Raw genomic sequence first — 18,114 nt, forward strand, 5'->3', positions numbered from 1 at the left:
GAATGCGTGGCTTCAAGTGCGGCGGCCCGTCCTTAATCTACCGGCGGTAGATGTGTGAGCGCTGCACTCGAACATTCCAGGAAATGATATGACCATCGACGTCCGACCATCTATTGATACGTTGGCCGCGCATGCGCGGAGTCTCGCAATCGGAGACCCGGAGCGAAGGTCTATTGTTTCGAGCGGCAACGTACATCCGAAGCCGTGGGACGGTAAGTCACCGACGCCACGGCTCGAGCTGTTTCATTTCACGATGTCAATTTGCTCTCAGAAAATTCGCGCGGCGCTGTTCCAAATTGGAGCTCCATTTGCCAGCAGCGAATTGGTCATTATGCCTCCGTTGAGCGAGAACTATTCGGCGGAGTACGTGAAGCTCCGCATGGCGTCGGCCATCGCGCGCAGCCGTCCATTCGTGAAGGGCTATTCTGGAAGCTCGAGTGTTGAGAATGAGGGATTTGATCCGTTAGCGGTACCGACACTCGTCGATCACAAGAAAGGAGAAGTGGTCGCCGATTCTCGAGTAATTGCAGCCTATCTCGATATCTTGAGTGAAGGGGCATTGGTTCCGTTACAGTGGCAAAACAGGACTTGGAACGAAATCGCAATCGTCGACGCAATACCACATGCCGGGTTATTCTATGGCGCGAACCCGGATGGCGATGATCGGCCTGAGATGATCCGCGTTGGAATGCAGGACGCTCATAGTAAGAAGATCGAGCTGGTCCGCAAGCGCCTGGCGCAGTTACCAGCGGACTCCAATCTTCGTGAAGCTTACGGGCAGAAGATAATTAAGGAAGAAGCAGGGCGTGAATTCATTGCGAAGCCGGCGAACATGCGGGCCATCATCGAGTCAACCTACAGCACTATCGTGGAGTTGGATCGAAGGTTGGCCGATAGCGCAGGTGAGTGGTTGATCCCCGATCGTTTTACTCTGGCCGATATCTTTTGGGGCGTAAGTCTCTTTCGTCTTCTTTATCTTGGCTACAATTGGATGTGGAAGGACTGCTCGAGAGTGGCCGGATATAGTGAACGCCTGTTTGCGGCGCCGGCGCTTCAAAATGGGGTGATTAACTGGCCTGGCCATCCCCCTGGCGAGCGCATCGAACGCTTCCAGAAGCGGTAGAGGGCGTTATCAGTTCTGCCAAAAGCCGGCTTCGTGATCAGAACCTTCCTTAACGATGGACGTGAGTGACATGGGCACGATTCAGGCACCACCGATCAGCCTTCTCGATAAATACACTGGTGAAAACGCCTATCCACTCTATACAGCCAGGGTTACTTTGACCGGTGGTGAGGCGCGTCACGGACGCGCTTCGGGCATCGCCCGGTCCGATGATGGCGCGTTATGCGTTGATCTTCGCCTTCCCCGGAGCTGGGCGGTCCCGGGGGTGGAACAAACCCCGAGCAGCTGCTTGCGGCCGGTTTTGCTGCTTGCTTTCATGGTGCGCTCAATCTGATCGCTTCGAAGGGCAAGATTTCGATCCGGGAGTCCTCCGTCCAAGTGAGCGTAACGTTCGGTAGAGACCCCTCAGACGGATTGTTTCTGCTCAAGGTCGATACGGAGGTCACCCTACCCGGGGTTGATCGCACGATCGCTCAGGAGTTGATCAGAGAAACCGAGCGGGTATGTCCGTACGCGAAGATGCTCCGCAAGGGATGCGAGAACACGGTGTGGTTGACGTAGAGGCATCGAGCCGTTACTGCGTGCGTCGGTCTGATTAGGACGCACGACTTGGGCGAGGAACGCCGACTATTCGGATCATCGATACTCTTTGTCGATTTGCAGATCAGCAATCGAGAAAAGATCGATCGTAAGAGTTCTTTCGCAATCGCTGAGATCTCGCGGCCGATGCCGTCGAGAGTCCCCTGAACACGTAGCGACGCGAGCTGATCATGCTCGGAGGACAGTATGGGACTGTTGGTTGAAGGTGAATGGCGTGACACCTGGTATGACACCAGCGCAACCGGCGGCTCATTCGTGCGGCAGGACGCAGCATTCCGGAACTGGATTACCGCAGACGGTAAGCCTGGGCCAAGCGGTGTTGGCGGCTTTAAGGCCGGGGCGGATCGATACCACCTATACGTCAGTCTTGCTTGTCCGTGGGCTCATCGAACACTGATCATGAGGGCGCTCAAGGGTCTTGAAGGCAAGATCTCCGTATCCGTCGTAAATTGGCTAATGGCTGAGCAAGGCTGGAGTTTCGCGACAGGCCCGGGAGTGATAGCCGATCATGTCAACGGGGCAGCGTTTCTACATCAGGTCTACACGATCGCTAACAGCCAGTACACCGGTCGGGCTACCGTTCCAGTGCTGTGGGACATCGAACAGGGCACTATCGTTAGCAATGAGTCGTCCGAGATCGTTCGGATGATGAATTCTGCGTTCGATCACCTCGGTGCCAGGCCGGATGATTTCTATCCGCTTGAGCTTCGATCGCAAATCGATACTGTGAATGCCAGAATCTATGACACACTTAACAACGGTGTCTACAAGGCCGGATTCGCGACCACACAGACCGCCTACGACGAAGCCATTGTTCCGCTGTTTGAGACATTGGATTGGCTCGAAGAGCGCCTTGCGGACAGCCGGTTCCTTTTCGGCAATCGTTTGACCGAAGCTGACATCCGGCTCTTCACGACGCTAATCAGGTTCGACATCGCTTATTTTGGCCACTTCAAGTGCAATATTAGAGCTATTGCCGACTACCCCAACCTTTCGGGCTACACCCGCGATGTCTACCAGTGGCCCGGAATCGCATCGACCGTGAACTTCGAGCACATCAAGCGCCACTACTACCAGAGCCACCGCTCCATCAACCCAGCGGGTATCGTCCCCGCGGGCCCTCTTCGTGATTTTGGCGCAGCGCACAAGCGCGCACGACTTTTGGGCTAGTGTGTTGGTGCGCCGCGAGCGCTGCCAGGCGCACGCCCCCAACGTCCCTTGAGCGTGCAGGACTCAAAAAAATGCCCGCCACGCTCGATGAAGAGCCAAGGCGGGCAGTTCAGGGAGAAGACACACTCGACGACAATTGCTAGTGGACTGCCTGCTTGGCGACGCTGGCACCGATTTTTGCAATCCTCTTGTTTTGCACTCGGTCGGCGCTACGCGGGCGCTTCCTTCAAATCACTGCTCACTTGTGGAATTTGGGCTGGGTTGGAGTTGAGGGGGCATCTGGCCCCCAGAGCCGGAAGCTCAAATTCGCAAACACGCTCGCGCCCTTTGACACGGTTGCAGAATCAATGCCGGCGAGAGGCGTGCCGCGCGAAGCATTCGCAGATACGTCTTCAAAGGCCCAGACCGTCAGTGCTGCTGGCCCGAAGTTGTAGCCGACCATGCCTCCTACCGCCCACTTGTTATATCGATTGACGTTAACGGCGCCATTGTAGAACGCACTGGACTTGTCGTCGGTGACCTGGCCAACATAGTAGGCGACCGGCCCAACCGTCCAATTGCCGATCGTCTTGGCGGCGGTAAACTCGGCGTGGAAGACGTCGCCGCTTTGGTAGCTCGTGACTGTGCTCCTGGTGTTGAGCTCGTCGTAGAGGAAAGCAGTAAGATTCCAGCCGTCCTTCAGGTAGGAAACGATCAACTCAGGCTGAAACGTCCACCATGGATTGCCGACGTTGCCGAGTCCATTTATGCCAGTCTTAGTTCCGTCGGGAACATACATTCCGAGGCCCGATTTGACGAAGAAACCGCTGTCGCCCAGCTTCCAACTGAGCTCCACCGGTACGATGTAGGTGTTGTGCATGCCCGCGGCCTGCGCGTTCACCGGGCTGCCTACGCTGTCCATGATGAACGGCTGTACAAGCACAGCATCGTAGGTTCCGCCAAGAAAGGTCCAGCCGGGCACAAACAGAAAGCCGTTTGCCTCGATGGCGGCCTGTACGCCGGTTTTCGTACCGGTTGGGTTGAGTAACGTGTTTCCGGGACCTGTCAAATTGCCTTGGATGGTGAAAACCTGGTTGAACGAATAGATGCCCGGCGGTGGAGCACCGGCGCTTGCTCCGATCGTGAGGCCAGGTGGCTGCGCGAAGCCAGGAAAACCAAACTCGTACGCATGCGCATTCGTGAACGTGGCGCCTGCAGCCAATAGTGTGGCGGCACGCAGTATCGTCTTTAAGCTCATTCGCCCCCTCCAAATCGTCAGTGGCCGGCATGCTCTTGCCGATCACTTCGGTTGCCGCACCACACAGAAAATGCTGGCGTGCGCTAGAGGCAGCAGGACAAATGAAAAGCGTCGGCGAGACAATGCAAAAACGTCGGTGCGTCAAAGTAATGTTCTCGATGTTGTCCGGCCGTTACATGGATATCAAAGCATATCTCTCAGAGATCACGGTCGATCAGTTTTAGTTGCCGCGCCCGCTTCTCAGAGATCGCATGTCGAACGTGAGCGGGATCTTCATAACTTGGCGTGTCCGAGAAGAATTTATTCTGGACTGATGATCTCGCTTGGGCGCGGATGTCTTGTCTATGAAAGCTCCATCGAGCGCACTTAGACCTAGCGCGTCAGTTCAGTCAAAGCAGGAGCTGAAATCATCCATCGATCCCACTCAGGATCGGGAGTCGCACCAACGCTACGGTAGAACGCTTGAGCGTTGGCGTTGTCTTTGAGGACGAACCAACAGAACTTGTCGTGACCGATCGACTTGGCGTGCACAGCCATGCGCTGAAAAAGGAGCTTGCCTATACCCGTTCCGCGGTACTCTGGATCTACAAATAGCCATTTCATCATGAGAAGCGGCTGAAGCGAATGCATGAAGGGGATTTCGTAGTGAACTGCCATCCCCGTCAAGCGACGATCGCCGCCATCTGCGACGAAGGCTCCGAACTCCGGTCGGTTACCAAAGCCGCGCCGCATGAGCTCCTGTTCGTCCAAATTGAAGTTGCTTCCTCGCTCGTAAGCGACGATTGCATGCATCAGACGGAGTAGTTCTGGCAGATCAGCCTGTTCCATCGGCCGGATTTCGATAGCTGCTGCTGCAGGCTTGTCACCAAGATTGGTCATGCTTCTCATCATCCTCTCATGCTGCCATTGCGATCTGATTTAAAGTACTTGGCGGACAGCCTCAGCGCATTGGTGCCGAACAAACCATCGAGATTGACGGGGACGCCTTGGGCCACGCTTCTCTTATTGCGAACGGTCTTCAAGTATTATGCGTGGGAGGATCAACCCGAAGGTCATCGCCAGTATGACTAGAAATGCCGTGGCGCCATTTGCGGCGATGTTGGTTAGCAGAACTGTCGGCGCGTGCGGCCCGAGCGAAACAAGTTCGACGAGGGCCCTCGCTGCTTCAAATAAGAAGAAGCCTGGTATCATCGAAACAACGGCTGAAAAGCCGAGCGCAGCAAAGGGAAGATGAAAGCGGTCAACGACTGGTGTGACAATGACGCTGACCAGAACGCAGGCGACGAGCGCTCCGGTCGCGACATTCGCGCCCGCGAGGGAGATTAGAGACCAGCGTGCCGCATGTCCGATCATGCCCGCTGCAACGGGTAAGGGAAGCATGCGCCAAGGCATCGAGAACAAAGTGCCGAAGGACGCGACGGCACATCCTGCTGCAACTACGTCCGCCAAGAGGGGCACGGGGAGGGATGGCCTTGCCGCTTGGATAGGGCCGCTAACCGTGAAGCCCAATAGCAGGCCAAAGCAGATCATGAGCACGATTGTGCCGGCGTATGTCAGGCGTGCGATGCCAAGTGCAGTCCGAGTGCGCACCAGATCGATCGCACCGTTAAGAAGATGCGGACCAGGTACCAGCACCATGGAGGGACAGAAGGCAACAAGGGCGGTGGCGATCGGCTCACGCAGGCTGACAGTGGAGATGGCCGCTATGATGCTGGCGATGAGGGCTGCACAAAGCGGCTGAACGAACGGATTGCTGAAGATCGACAACCGACGGCGCACCAGCGCGCCGAGGGCGGCACTCGTCCCAATCAGGACCAGGCTGGTGCTGTCGAGTGCGCCGAAGATAACCCCGAGCGATGCCGCTCCAATGGCTGCGAATAAAGCAAACTGTAGTGTAGATATTGGCGGCAAGCTTCCGGCCAACAACAGTGCGGCCCTTGCCTCTTCAATGGACAGCATTCCGTCGCACAACCGGTCTACAACCGTTGTGATAGCCAGCACCCGGTTCATATCGACGCCCAGTGGCTTTGTGGCCACGATCCGTGACAAGGACGTGCCTTCGAGTTCAACGGTGAGTTTGTCCCAATCCGGTAGCACCCTCGCCGGCAGGCCCAGAGCGCTGCCGAGGCGTTCTGCGGCAACTACGGTCCGCTCCGTGGTTTGGCCATGAGCAAACAGCAGCGTCGCGGCCAGCGCAACTACGCCCAAAGCGGTCTCGCGCGCAGCAGGATCGGACTCAAGCGGAGATGGTTGAACGGCGGCAGTCATCGTCGCTCGCTTTCTTTGTTACCGGTCTATCCAGCCATCATCGACAAACATCGTCGCACGACCACGCGATAGAAAAGTGAAATCGCCGGATCCCAGGGGGAAGGGCCACCCCGACCTAGATGAGACCCGCGGCGGCCAAAGATGATGAAAGAAAGACGATTCAGCAGCATTCGAACGACCCACTTCGGCGGAGGCAAGCGCAGTGCCGTTGTCCGTTAGATTGGATATCGCCGGATGCGCTCTTTGCAGGAATTGCGGCTGAATTTTCACTTCTTCGCCGGTCGCAGGGGTGAAACGGACAGCCAACGAAAGTCCGTACGCGATTGCGGATGCGACGATCCGTCGTCGCCGCGCGAACGCGCGTACGCTGACGACGTGCTTCGGCGTCATCATTAGTCTCCGTCGGTTCTGGGTATTCGAAATTGTGACGGTGTAGCGGATTGAAGGTGCAACAGCGCCAGCGCGATTGCGGCACTTGCAGAGGAATTGCGGCCACTAGTGTACATCGTCCCCAATCCTCGATCCCTGGTCGCCGCGACAAAGGACGTCTGATGAGTATAGCTACCCGATTGGTAGCAGCGCGTGCGTCGAGTGGATGGGCTCGTTGAGGATAATGCCACCGGCCATCAGCAAGTCGACACAGAGATCGAACCAACGCTTTGGCGTGCGCTGTGGGTCTAGACTGGCAGCGCCGTTCCGAGGCGCCAGCTTGACGCTCGACATGACTGCCCAGTCTGACCATAACCCGCTTTATACGAGTGTGCGCTACAAAGCCCTAGACCCAAGGAATGTGGAAATGGCTGTACCAACGAGAAATCCAAGGTTCGAACTGGAAGTCGATCGATCCAGGTCGATGCCCCTGGTCGAACAAATATCCGGAATACTGCGAACCGCAATCGTCGAAGGCAGACTCAAGCCCGGAGCTCGGCTTCCGTCTTGGTTAGACATGGCCGCCCAACTCGGAGTAGCGCGCGGTACGGTCAAGGCAGCGTATGAGAGATTGGCCGACGAGAGCCTCGTCGTGGCGTCGAGCGCTTCGGGAACACGCGTGGCTGCCGAATTTGTTCGGCCGACTGAACCTATTAAAACTAATATCAGGCCACCGCTAGATGGACTTGCGCCGAGCTACTATCGAAATCCGCTCCCCTTTCAGATGGGCGTTCCGGCACAAGACGCGTTCCCCGCCAAGCTGTGGGCGAGAATTAGAGCGCGGGCCGTGCGGGACGACGCGATGGCGCCGGTCGGTCTCCACGACCCCCGCGGAAATCCTGAATTGCGCGCGCAGATTGCTAGTTACGTTGCAATTGCACGTGGAATTCGTTGCGTACCTGACCAGATAATCATTACTGGTGGATATCGTAACGGCCTCGCCCTCGCAATGCGAACGTTGAAAGTGTACGGAAAGTCGGCCTGGCTGGAGGAGCCCGGCTACCCGATTACTCGAATGGGCCTTCAACTGGATGATGTAATGCCGGTGGACGTGCCAGTGGACGATCAAGGAATTGTCGTCGAACTAGGTGTCCGACGGGCGCCTAATGCCGCGATGGCGATCGTAACGCCAGGACAGCAAGCGCCCACTGGCGTTGTGCTTTCGCAAGATCGGCGTGACGCTCTTCTTCGGTGGGCAGAGCGATCCGGAGCTTGGATCATCGAAGATGATTATCTGAGCGAGCTGCAACTCGGCGGGAGGGCCGCTCCAGCGCTGGCCGCCGGCGACCCTGACGGTAGAGTAGTCCACATTGGTAGTTTCAGCAAAACGTTGAGTCCGACGCTGGGGCTTGGGTTCTTGGTCGCGCCATTGTCGTTAGCGGAGCGCTTTGGAGAAGTCGCGGCTTGTCTTCAGCCGGCACCAAATTCAACAACCCAACTCGCCCTTGCACGAGTTCTAGCAGACGGGCACTATCTTCGACACCTTCGGCATATGAAGAGCCTCTATCGGGAGCGTCGCGACGCGCTCCGTGCATGCCTCCCGGAAGAGCTCGTCTCTGACGCGATGGGCGGCCTCGCTTTATTACTCCACCTTCCCAAAGGAACCGACGATCTGGCTCTTTCAAAGAAGGCGCTCGCCAGGGGGATCGCGCCGATGCCACTGTCTATCTGGTGGACGAACAAGCGGAAAGCCAATCCTGGATTTGTGCTGGGAATAGCCAACATAAAAAAGGGGCAGGCCAAAGCCGTGAGCAGAATCCTGCTGGAAGTTGTGGCGGACGCCTTCGGGCGTACGAGGAGCATCGGCTTCCGCGGGGTGCGGCGCAAGGCGGAACACCGTAAGCCCCGGAGAAGTTGACTACATGTGAGCGGCTGCGATCAATGTCGATGGCGACCTGCCGAGCAGTTCGAAAGATACAGGATCTGATCGAGCCTGATTAGAAAACGCACAGCGGTCTGTGACGCATGTGCTTCTTAGTCTATCTGTCTCCTCGATCCGACGAATAGGCCGACGAAACCCTGGATGATGGTCAAGCTGACACAAGCCCAGAGCACCAACGTCCATCCGTTGGTAAGGTCGTGAATGAATCCAGCGAACGGTGGACCCGCAGCCGCCAGCAGATATCCCACGCACTGCGCCAGTCCCGAAAGTGTCGCTGCTTGCTTGGCATCGGACGAACGTAAGCTAATGAACGCAAGGCTGAGTATCAGGGCGGCTCCCATGACAAATCCAAACGTCGCGATCCAAATGACCGCGAAATTCGGTGCGACAATTAGACCGGCGAGTGAAAATCCACCGATCAATGGGCAGAGGAATGCCAGGAGGCGCTGATCGCTGAATCGGCTAATCAAGGGCATGATCAACAACCCAGCGGCTGCGCCGGACAGATGCATCAAGCCATGAATGTTACCCGAAGCCGTAGCGGAGAAACCTGACATTGCCAGGATCGCAGGCAGCCAGGCGACGGCGACGTAGAACGTCAGAACGGTCAGTCCCAAATAGGCCGTTACTTGCCAGGCAAGCAAATTTCTCCAGATCGCCGAAGGACCTGTTGCGGGCAGCAGGGAGCCTTGGGCGCGTCGCGCTGACGAGGTCTGGAAGAGCCACACAACGAGGCTCAGTACGGGAAGTACGGCAACAATTCCCAGACTAAAGCGCCATCCCCACCCGCTCGCAACAGCTAATGGAATGGCAAGAGCAGAAGCCACGGCTGCGCTCACCGTCATCGTAAGAACGTAGACCGTGGTCATCTGAGGAATGCGGTCCGGAAAACTCCTCTTGAGAAATCCGGGAAGAATCACGTTACCAACAGCAATGCCCGCTCCGATCGCTGCCGTACCGAAGTACAGGGAAGCCGATTGCCCGGTTAGCCGCAGCGCAATTCCGACTAAGATCGTGGACAACGAGATCAGAGCTGCTTTCTCGAGGCCGACACGAGCGGAAAGGGCCGCCGCAGCGGGAGACACGAAGGCAAACATCAACAGCGGAATTGTCGTAAGGGCGCCCGCCTGCACGGTGCTGAGTTGTAATGACTGCTGAATATCGTCAAGAAGTGGTCCGATGAGGGTGAATGGCGCACGTAGTGAAGCCGCCAGAGTAAGTATGCCGATTACGAGCAGGTACTGTCGGCCAAGGTGAGCTTCATTCGTTGTTGTCATGTGTCGTTCTCGGAAATCTCAGTTTCGGCGCGATGACCAGGAAGTGCGACCCGCACGCGCGCACCTTGGAATGCGAGATAGTATTGTCCAATTGAACAATGCCTCGGGGTTGGAGTCGTCATATCTGAACGTAGAGCGCTCCAAGCCGCTCGGTAGAACTGAGACCTGTCTTTCTGAGTGTACCATCATGGTCGGTTCGGCCCGCTGCGGCCCTCGACGCATGTCAGGTGCCTGCCACCTTTCAAGCAGGCTAGACTGACAAACCGTGACAAAGGACGGAACGATCCTGCAAGCTCGAGTACGCCTATGACGAGTAGAGTCTCCCAGGAGCGTAGGTGTCCCGCATCACAGGCATGAATTGTGGCTCACGTATTGGGTGGATCAATGACTGAGGATCGATCGCCGATCACATCCCCAAACACGTCGCGCCATGGACGGGGATCGTCTTGGGTATGATAATTTGGAGATGGAAAACCTCGGATCACTGTAGGACCACGATCCAATTATCCGCGTGCATGATCGTGGTATCGTGCGGTTATTTACAGCCTGCACCGCTGCGATCGATGATCGCATGGGTATGACCTGATACCTTCACTTTCATGCCAACCGGTTCATGGTTGCGGATCGGCTCCCACAGAAGGGCTGCCTCTAAAAGGATACCAGGGAGACAAACGCTTCTGTCGGGAGCTCGATCATTCATAATGTGAGACTCCAAGGAGGAACGATGTCCGATAACCTATTGGCCACGGCCAATGTCCGCGAGCTTTTGAAAAAAAGTGCTGGTCTAGATCACAACAATGGTGATGTTCGCTTCAAGCGGATTGTCGGCCGCCTATTGTCCGACCTATTTCAAACAATCGAAGACTTCGATATCCAGCCGGACGAGCTCTGGTCTGCTGCGAGTTATGTGACCTCGCTCGGTCAAGCGAACGAGGTTGGCCTTGTGATCGCCGGCCTTGGTCTTGAAGCATTTCTGGATATGCGGATGGATGAGGCGGAGCGGAAAGCTGGCCTTGAGAACGGCACGCCGCGAACAATCGAGGGCCCTTTGTATGTTGCCGGGGCGCCGCTTTTCAAGACCGAAGCCCGGCTCGATGATGGCACCGAACAGGGAGAGGTCCTGTTCATGGATGGTCGAGTTCTCGACGTCCACGGCGAGCCTATTGAAGGGGCCATCGTGGATGTGTGGCATGCGAATACCTTGGGCAGCTACTCGTTCTTTGATCCGTCTCAGTCAAAGTATAATCTTCGCCGAAGGATCGAAGCCGGTGCTGACGGCCGATACGAGTTCCGATCGATTCTTCCCAAGGGATATGGGTGCCCGCCCGGCGGACCGACCCAGCAGCTTCTTGATCGCTTGGGGCGCCATGGCCAACGGCCTGCGCACATCCACTTCTTCGTATCTGCTCCTGGTTTTCGGAAGCTGACGACTCAGATCAACATCGATGGAGATGAATACCTCCATGACGACTTTGCGTTTGCGACGCGAGATGGTCTCATTCCGGCGGTCCGACGCATCTCCGATCCTGCGAAGATCCACGCCCGGGGACTGAACGCGTCGTGCGCTGAAATTACCTTTGATTTCACCATGAACCGAGAGGCATCCAATCTTCCTCCAGCCGAGGTGCACAGAACGCGTGTCGAGGCGGCCTAACATTATCGCCTAGGAGACAGGCCGGAGAGGCGTTGCCATTTTGTTACGCCTCTCGCGGCCTATCCGCAGTCGAAGTGTTGACGCGGAGCACGGAGAGGGGATCGGTACGCGAGTGGTGATGCGTCGCCCCGCCAAGTTTGCGCCAGGGCGGCTGCGATCACAGTGGCGGTCGTTGCATGCGACGTGGACTTGACTTACAAACCGCAACTATAAGGCCGAATGACAAACTGGTCGTCTAGATTGGGATATGCCGTTGAGTCGGAAGATATCTCACACACACGCAAATCGACGGCGTAACTGCCGCATTGCCGGCTTGGCATCGAACACCGGACACAAGGGCTGCAGGGATCAAGCATCATTGTTCAGTACAGCCCGGGGCTGCGTCGAGGAAAGCGTCGGTTCGTGATATCGTTCCGATACGTTCATAGTAGTCCCATGGAGACTTGCTCGCGGAAGGAGATTTAACGCGGTATAGACCCAGGTCATAAAGCAGGCGCCCGTCGCCTCGAAGAGATGCTGGCGTGCCGAAGTAGTCCAGCGGCATCTCGCGCATTTGGCGATTAACGGCGGAAGCCTCGTCTGTTTTTGCGGCATCCACCGCCTTAAGATAGTGGGTCACGGCGGCATAGATCTCGGCCTGATCTTTCGTTGGCATCGCCTGACGTTTGGCGAAGAAGCGCTTTGCGAATGTACGTGCGGCCTCACTCTGATCCCAGTAAAATCCACTCGTGACTGTGAGACCCTGAGAGACCTGCAATCCGAGCGAGTGAATGTCGGTGATATAGACAAGAAACGCGATGAGGGACTGCTTGCCGTCCTGACCAATCCCGAACTCCTTTGCCTGTTTCAGTAGGTTGACGAGATCGCCGCCAACGCTTGCAAGCCCGATATAACGGGCTCCCGATGCCTGCGCTTGGAGCAATTGAGACGCGAAATCCGGATTATTCGGTGGATGTTTTGTCGACCCTAGTACCTTGCCGCCTGCGCGTTCGATGACTTGCGTTGCGTCCCGCTGCAAGGCGGCGCCGAAGCTGATGTCCACGGTGATGAAGAACCAGTCGGCCGGTCCGTCTGCCATGAGCCGCTTCGCTGTCCCAGCCGCGAGCGCGTGCGTATCGTCGGCCCAGTGAGTGCTGACGAGAGAGCAGTTCTTGGATGTAAATTCTGAGGCTGCCGAAGCGGTAATCATGACGGTGCGATTGCTCTGCTTCGCCAGCTGTTGAACCGCATAGGCAACAGGTGTTACTGGAAGATCGACAACCGCGCTGACGTTGTCGCGGTCGAACCATCGCCGCGCGATCGCGAGTGCCACATCAGGCTTGTTCTGCGTGTCGGCATGAACAACTTCAATTTTACGCCCGTTGGCGCGGGTGCCAAAATCCTCGGCCGCCATTTCGGCGGCAAGTATGGCGCCCGCGCCCGATGCGTCTGCGTAGGGGCCGCTCTCATCGGTCAAAACCCCGATCTTGAGCGTGTCTTCGGCCCTGACAGCGGGAGCAGAAAAGAGCAAGCCGGCTGCACCAAATGCCACAAGGCCCCAGAGCAGGCTACGAAGCCTGTGCGATCCTAGGCTTCGCGCAGGGAGGGTCCCGCCATACGTAACATTCATGTTTGGCTTCCTTCCCTCATTTATTGATCGCAAATCTCTATGTCAGATGTCCAAAACGAGTATGCGGCTTCGCGCGCGAGAGCAGCAGACAGCGACTTTCAGGTTGCTTGCTTTTTCCTCGGGCGTCTGAACCAAGTCGCGGTGTTCGGGAATTCCCTGTAGAACGTCTGTTAGACATGTTCCGCAAACGCCCGATTGGCAGGAGGACTGCACGTCGATGCCGGCGTCTTTCAGAGCGGCCAGGATTGTCTTGTCGCTGGCGACCTCGACACGCTTGCCGCTGCGCTCTGCAATGATGGTAAACGGCTCTCCGGCAGCAACAACCTCGCGCGAGAACCGCTCAACGTGGACATGCTCCTCTAGCCATCCCAGCTGTGAGGCATGATTCACAAGTGGCTCGATGAAGCGGTGCGGGCCGCAGATATAGACGTGCTGCTCTGATTTAGGTGCTGAGAGCACTCGTTGAATGTCAAGTCTCGAACCCTCATCTGAGACGTGTAGCCTGACCTTGTCCGCGAATGGCGACCTAAGGAGTTCGGAAATGAAGGCGGCGTCATAGCGTCTCCGGACGGCATAGTGCAGGAGGAAGTCGCGGCCAAGCGCGTCAAGACGGTACGCCATGCACAAGATCGGTGTAATCCCGATCCCCGCGGCGAAGAGAAGAAAACAACGAGCTTCCTCGTTCAAAGGAAAAGAATTGCGCGGTGGGCGAATTCTCAAACGAGCACCGACCTGTGCGTGGGAATGGATCGCATTGGAGCCGCCGCGCGAACTGGCGTCCCTTCGTACGGCGATGCGGTAGCGATCTCGGTTGACCGGGTCGCCACACAGCGAATACTGACGAATTATGCCTGGCACCGCCTCTACGTCGATATGTGCTCCTGCTGTGAACGACGGAAGCTGCTGTCCGTGTTCCGCGATGACGTCGATAACGACAATATCGGGTGTTGGTCGCGTGACTTGATCCACCGAGACGCCGATCCAGGCGGTCGGAGCGGACACCGCCGCTTGCGAGGCGTGCGGTTGTACCGGTGCTTGTGGCGACGCGATTGGCCACATCGAGACGCGAAGAGTAGAAAACGCGTGGATCGTGTTGTTTATCGCAATAGTCGGTTCACCGACCACGATGCGGTCAACGTGATAGATCAGGGCTTTGAGCAGCGCTTGCATCTCCAACTGCGCGAGGTGCATGCCCACACACATATGAATTCCGTGACCGAAGCCAACGTGATCGAACCCGGAGCGGGTGACGTCGAACTTGTCAGGATTGGGGAATTTGCGCTCGTCTCGATTCGCTGAGCCAAATAGCACCATCACTCGGCTGCCGGCTGCCAAGGGCACCCCAGAAAGCGCGGTCGCATGCACGACTGTTCTTGAGAATGAACGGATCGGTGATCCAAGTCGCACTGCCTCATTGACGGCGTTAGGTATCAGCTCGGGACGTTCGCGCAGCAATTGCCATTGATCGGGATTCTTACCCAGCTGATAGATGAGCTGACCCGTGGCTGAGATCGTGGTGTCGAGACTGGGATTAATGTAGTCGCGCACGAGAAGCGGAGCCATTTCGGCCGGTATTTGTCCTGCTTCCACCAATTCGTGGATGCGGGCGGTCCAGCTGTCGGCCTTGAGGTGCTCCGGCGTTGCCCGCGTCGCAATCCAATGCCGCATTTCCTTGACGGCGTTGATCGCCTCACGTCCACGCGCATTCTGGACGCCAAGGATATCAAAAGACGCCGCCGCCCACTTGAGCATATTGCCGCGACCATCCTCCGGGAGGCCGACGAGTTGCGTCACAATGGTCAGCGGCAGAAATCGCGCAAAATCTGCGATCCCATCGAAATTGCGCCGCGCCACGAGGTCGTTGACCAATGCAACGGCCGCTTCATCGACCCGCTCGCGGACACGCGCTAGCGCACCTGGCAACAGCGGCTTGCTCATCGCAATCCGCATCTCGTCATGGATCGGCGGGTCGGACGCTAGCGTATTGCCTCTGAGGAAGTCGCAACCGGCGTCGTCCGCCGCGACGCCCTGAGCGGACGAGTAGGTTCGCCAATCCTGCAATATCTCCCTCACCTCGCGATACTGGGTGACGGCGAAGTTGCGATGGCGTGGCAGCCAAACCACCGGGCCGAGTGCGCGCATGGCGGCGTAGTGGGGCCAGGGGGCGCGGATAAAGGCGTCGTCATAGAAATCGACGTCGTAGGTCGGCGCCTCTTCGAGGGCGCGGCCGTGGGGGCATGCGAGGTTCATGGTGTGCTTCTTGCCTCCGCCTGTTATCAAAGATAAATGTATTTAGCATTGATAAATTAGTCAACCGCAGGGCTTGCGGCGTTGCGTTGCTCGCGCGGATTGGCGAGAAGATGCTCGGGAACGGTAGTTCTGGAGGGGCGCGATGAAGCGCGGCAACGTTGGAGGTGACCTGCGAATGAGCGGGCGGGTTCGTGCAAGACCCGCCGTCCGTCCTGCCGCGGCATCCGACGCGTTGGACGATGGCCGCAAAGGCGTTCAGTCGGTTGACATCGCGTTCTCGATCCTGCGCGCGCTCGAAAGCGCGAACCGGCCGTTGTCGCTCAGTGAGTTGGCTGCTTGTGTCGAGCAGCAATCAAGCAAGGTGCATCATTATATCGTCAGCTTGTTGCGCAATGGGATGGTTGCGCAGAATGCAGCCGGCCACTACGACTTGGGCACATTTGCGCTCCAGATTGGGCTCTCGGCGCTGAACCGGCTCGATGCGGTGGAGCAGAGCACGCAAGCTATTACCGCCTTTCGCGACGAGACTGGCGAAGCGGTGTTCGTGGCCGTGTGGGGCAATCGCGGTCCGACCATCATCCGGTACGTGGAAGGAAGTCATCCAGTGACTGTGGAAGTCCGCGCCGGCCTAGTTCTCCCTCTTCTTACGTCCGCGACCGGTCACGTCTTCCTGAGTTGGCTGCCTGAAGCGAAATGGTCCTCTGTCGCCGACTGGGAGAAGGAGCTTGCCGCGCGGGGAAATGATCATCGCATGTCCGCAAAGGCTATCCAGACAATTCAGCGGACGACGCGCGAACAGCGCCTTGCCTCCATAGATGGCGATCTCCTTCCGCGAATTGCGGCGATCAGTGCGCCAGTCTTTGGCTATGATGGAGCTTTGGTCTGCGCTCTAACAGTATTGGGATGGCGCGGAGAGCTTGCTCTCTCTCCCTCCGGCGGTCTCGCACAGAGGCTGCTTGCGACCAGCACGGCGCTCTCACGTGCCCTTGGATTTCGCGAATAGACGATTGTCGGCGTAGTCGCGTGTCTCGGCCGCTCGCTCGGTTGGAGTGGTGAGGACAGCCGCGATCGTTGGTATCGCCGAAACTGACGGTGCCTACCACTTCGGCATGAGCAGTCCAGGTCCGCTCGGGATTACTGGGATAGGCGACGATGAGAGGGGCCCCGAGCTTCAATCGATCCTTCGTGCCCGCAACACGCGTCGGATCAGCATCCACACCGGGTCACGTGCCCATTGGAGACGCGTGACGATCGAGTAGTCACCCACTCCAGTCGAGAGCACGCCTTACTTTCTCGCGTCATACCTATGTCACGGTCCAAAGTGCGCATCAAATACGAATCGCAAGGCACATCCTGGATCGCAGATCAATCTCATGTATTTCCATACTACCGCAGCGCTTGCTTGCAGCATTTCAGTCATGCGAAACGTGCGGCCGGCCGACGTGGGAGTGGGTGGTGACGCCGCGCAATCTTTCGCTGTTGTTTGGTTTTGTTCTGTTGAATTTGTTCGTTGGACTGACAGTCACGCGAGCTCAATCGTCCGACAGAGCGCCGGATACGATGGCCGCGCGCGTCCTCGCCTGCGCCTCCTGTCATGGTGCCGAGGGCGAGGGTACCAGCGACGTCTATTTCCCGCGTCTTGCCGGCAAGCCGGCCGGCTACCTCTACAACCAGCTGATCGCGTTCAGGGATGGACGGCGGAAATATCCGCCGATGAACTACCTGCTGGAGTTTCAGACCGACGATTACCTGAAGAAGATCGCCGAGTATTTCGCTTCGCTCCGGCCGGCATTTCCGCCGCCGGTCCCGCCGGTCGAGAGCAAGGAGGTCCTGGCGCGCGGCGAAACGATCGTGAAGAACGGCGACCCCCAGCACGGCATTCCGCCGTGTTCGGCCTGTCATGGTCCTGCATTGGGCGGCATGGAGCCCGGCATTCCCGGCCTGCTTGGCCTGCGCGCGGCCTATATTAGCGGCCAACTCGGCGGGTGGCGCTACGGCACGCGCACCGCGCTGGCTCCCGATTGCATGCAAATGGTTGCGAGCCTGCTGACGGAGGACGATGTGAAGGCGGTGGCCGCCTACCTGTCATCGCGTCCGGCGCCGGCCGATCCATCCTTTGCGCCGCGAGGTAGCCTCCCGATGCCGCTCGAATGCGGCAGCGAACCGCACTGAAGGGATCGTGCCGATGTCGCGAATCTCAACGGGATTGCTTGTCGGGCTGGTGCTGGTGCTGGCGCTGTCGCCCGTCACGGTCATGGCGCAGCAGAAGGCGGCCGATCCGGCCGTGATCGCCAAGGGCGAATATCTCGCGCGCGCCGGCGATTGCATCGCCTGCCACACCGCGCGCGAAGGCAAGACCTTCGCCGGCGGCCTTCCCATGAAGACGCCGTTCGGCACGCTCTACACATCGAATATCACGCCCGATCCGCAGACCGGGATCGGCACGTGGACGTCGGATCAGTTCTATCAGATGATGCACAATGGCCGTTTCCCCGATGGCGGCCTGGTCTATCCGGCGATGCCGTTCGCCTCCTACTCGAAGGTGACGCGCGAGGACAGCGACGCGATCTACGCCTATTTGCGCACGGTCACTCCGGTCAAGCAGCTCAACAAGC

General features: G+C 57.8%; 15 protein-coding genes. 8 read left to right on the forward strand and 7 right to left on the reverse strand.

The features are described 5' to 3' along the window. Positions 1-88 precede the first annotated feature (88 nt). From FNJ47_RS22935 to FNJ47_RS22945, 3 genes are all read left to right on the forward strand, one after another. Positions 89-1,123, forward strand: coding sequence for a glutathione S-transferase family protein (locus FNJ47_RS22935; protein WP_163157154.1), 1,035 nt, complete (start codon positions 89-91; stop codon positions 1,121-1,123). A 285-nt stretch (positions 1,124-1,408) separates the two neighbouring features. Continuing rightward, on the forward strand, positions 1,409-1,684 hold the full coding sequence (locus FNJ47_RS51490; RefSeq protein ID WP_236000055.1) for an OsmC family protein: 276 nt from the start codon (positions 1,409-1,411) through the stop codon (positions 1,682-1,684). A gap of 225 nt (positions 1,685-1,909) precedes the next feature. Further along, positions 1,910-2,893 carry a glutathione S-transferase family protein gene (locus tag FNJ47_RS22945; protein ID WP_163157156.1) on the forward strand — a complete coding sequence of 328 codons (984 nt, stop codon included), beginning with the start codon at positions 1,910-1,912 and terminating at the stop codon, positions 2,891-2,893. Between the two features lie 238 nt (positions 2,894-3,131). Here FNJ47_RS22945 and FNJ47_RS22950 read toward each other — a convergent pair whose 3' ends face one another. From FNJ47_RS22950 to FNJ47_RS22965, 4 genes are all read right to left on the reverse strand, one after another. Then, a complete protein-coding gene (locus FNJ47_RS22950) occupies positions 3,132-4,130 on the reverse strand; it encodes a SphA family protein (RefSeq protein ID WP_163157158.1) in 999 nt (332 codons plus the stop codon). Positions 4,131-4,502: 372 nt separating this feature from the next. Continuing rightward, positions 4,503-5,009, reverse strand: coding sequence for a GNAT family N-acetyltransferase (locus tag FNJ47_RS22955; RefSeq protein ID WP_163157159.1), 507 nt, complete (start codon positions 5,007-5,009; stop codon positions 4,503-4,505). A 123-nt stretch (positions 5,010-5,132) separates the two neighbouring features. Next, the gene (locus FNJ47_RS22960; RefSeq protein WP_163157161.1) at positions 5,133-6,398 is read right to left on the reverse strand and encodes a threonine/serine exporter family protein; all 1,266 of its coding nucleotides are present in this window, start codon (positions 6,396-6,398) and stop codon (positions 5,133-5,135) included. An 18-nt stretch (positions 6,399-6,416) separates the two neighbouring features. Then, positions 6,417-6,788: a hypothetical protein gene (locus FNJ47_RS22965; RefSeq protein ID WP_163157163.1), complete on the reverse strand. Its 372-nt coding sequence runs from the start codon at positions 6,786-6,788 to the stop codon at positions 6,417-6,419. Between the two features lie 319 nt (positions 6,789-7,107). On the opposite strand from FNJ47_RS22965, the gene pdxR reads away from it, so the two are divergent. Further along, positions 7,108-8,685: a MocR-like pyridoxine biosynthesis transcription factor PdxR gene (gene pdxR, locus FNJ47_RS22970; protein WP_236000053.1), complete on the forward strand. Its 1,578-nt coding sequence runs from the start codon at positions 7,108-7,110 to the stop codon at positions 8,683-8,685. A 116-nt stretch (positions 8,686-8,801) separates the two neighbouring features. On the opposite strand, the gene FNJ47_RS22975 is transcribed toward pdxR, so the two are convergent. Beyond that, a complete protein-coding gene (locus FNJ47_RS22975) occupies positions 8,802-9,986 on the reverse strand; it encodes an MFS transporter (RefSeq protein WP_163157165.1) in 1,185 nt (394 codons plus the stop codon). Positions 9,987-10,710: 724 nt separating this feature from the next. Between FNJ47_RS22975 and catA the strand changes: the two genes are divergently transcribed. Beyond that, positions 10,711-11,640 (forward strand): catechol 1,2-dioxygenase, encoded by a 930-nt coding sequence (catA, locus tag FNJ47_RS22980; protein WP_163157167.1) that lies wholly within the window; start codon positions 10,711-10,713, stop codon positions 11,638-11,640. 355 nt (positions 11,641-11,995) lie between these two features. On the opposite strand, the gene FNJ47_RS22985 is transcribed toward catA, so the two are convergent. Together FNJ47_RS22985 and FNJ47_RS22990 are read right to left on the reverse strand one after the other, a co-directional pair. Beyond that, on the reverse strand, positions 11,996-13,249 hold the full coding sequence (locus FNJ47_RS22985) for an ABC transporter substrate-binding protein (protein ID WP_163157170.1): 1,254 nt from the start codon (positions 13,247-13,249) through the stop codon (positions 11,996-11,998). Between the two features lie 42 nt (positions 13,250-13,291). Beyond that, positions 13,292-15,499, reverse strand: a complete 2,208-nt coding sequence (locus FNJ47_RS22990; protein WP_163157172.1) for a cytochrome P450/oxidoreductase — start codon at positions 15,497-15,499, stop codon at positions 13,292-13,294. Between the two features lie 142 nt (positions 15,500-15,641). Here FNJ47_RS22990 and FNJ47_RS22995 point away from each other — a divergent pair, with 142 nt between their 5' ends. The 3 genes from FNJ47_RS22995 to FNJ47_RS23005 all read left to right on the forward strand — a co-directional run. Beyond that, complete coding sequence (locus FNJ47_RS22995) at positions 15,642-16,502, forward strand: IclR family transcriptional regulator (RefSeq protein ID WP_163157174.1); 861 nt, start codon at positions 15,642-15,644, stop codon at positions 16,500-16,502. 491 nt (positions 16,503-16,993) lie between these two features. Then, positions 16,994-17,671 (forward strand): c-type cytochrome, encoded by a 678-nt coding sequence (locus FNJ47_RS23000; protein WP_430649410.1) that lies wholly within the window; start codon positions 16,994-16,996, stop codon positions 17,669-17,671. A gap of 13 nt (positions 17,672-17,684) precedes the next feature. After that, positions 17,685-18,114: c-type cytochrome (locus tag FNJ47_RS23005; RefSeq protein ID WP_165445821.1), on the forward strand; the 430-nt coding region annotated here is incomplete at its 3' end.

It is taken from the genome of Bradyrhizobium uaiense (assembly GCF_010811875.1).
Taxonomy (GTDB): Bacteria; Pseudomonadota; Alphaproteobacteria; order Rhizobiales; family Xanthobacteraceae; genus Bradyrhizobium; species Bradyrhizobium uaiense.

Coding starts and splice junctions, on each gene's coding strand:
- FNJ47_RS22935 (WP_163157154.1), top strand. CDS start 89: ATGACCATCGACGTCCGACCATCTATTGATACGTTGGCCGCGCATGCG.
- FNJ47_RS22945 (WP_163157156.1), top strand. CDS start 1,910: ATGGGACTGTTGGTTGAAGGTGAATGGCGTGACACCTGGTATGACACC.
- FNJ47_RS22950 (WP_163157158.1), bottom strand. CDS start 4,130: ATGAGCTTAAAGACGATACTGCGTGCCGCCACACTATTGGCTGCAGGC.
- FNJ47_RS22955 (WP_163157159.1), bottom strand. CDS start 5,009: ATGACCAATCTTGGTGACAAGCCTGCAGCAGCAGCTATCGAAATCCGG.
- FNJ47_RS22960 (WP_163157161.1), bottom strand. CDS start 6,398: ATGACTGCCGCCGTTCAACCATCTCCGCTTGAGTCCGATCCTGCTGCG.
- FNJ47_RS22965 (WP_163157163.1), bottom strand. CDS start 6,788: ATGACGCCGAAGCACGTCGTCAGCGTACGCGCGTTCGCGCGGCGACGA.
- FNJ47_RS22975 (WP_163157165.1), bottom strand. CDS start 9,986: ATGACAACAACGAATGAAGCTCACCTTGGCCGACAGTACCTGCTCGTA.
- catA (WP_163157167.1), top strand. CDS start 10,711: ATGTCCGATAACCTATTGGCCACGGCCAATGTCCGCGAGCTTTTGAAA.
- FNJ47_RS22985 (WP_163157170.1), bottom strand. CDS start 13,249: ATGAATGTTACGTATGGCGGGACCCTCCCTGCGCGAAGCCTAGGATCG.
- FNJ47_RS22990 (WP_163157172.1), bottom strand. CDS start 15,499: ATGAACCTCGCATGCCCCCACGGCCGCGCCCTCGAAGAGGCGCCGACC.
- FNJ47_RS22995 (WP_163157174.1), top strand. CDS start 15,642: ATGAAGCGCGGCAACGTTGGAGGTGACCTGCGAATGAGCGGGCGGGTT.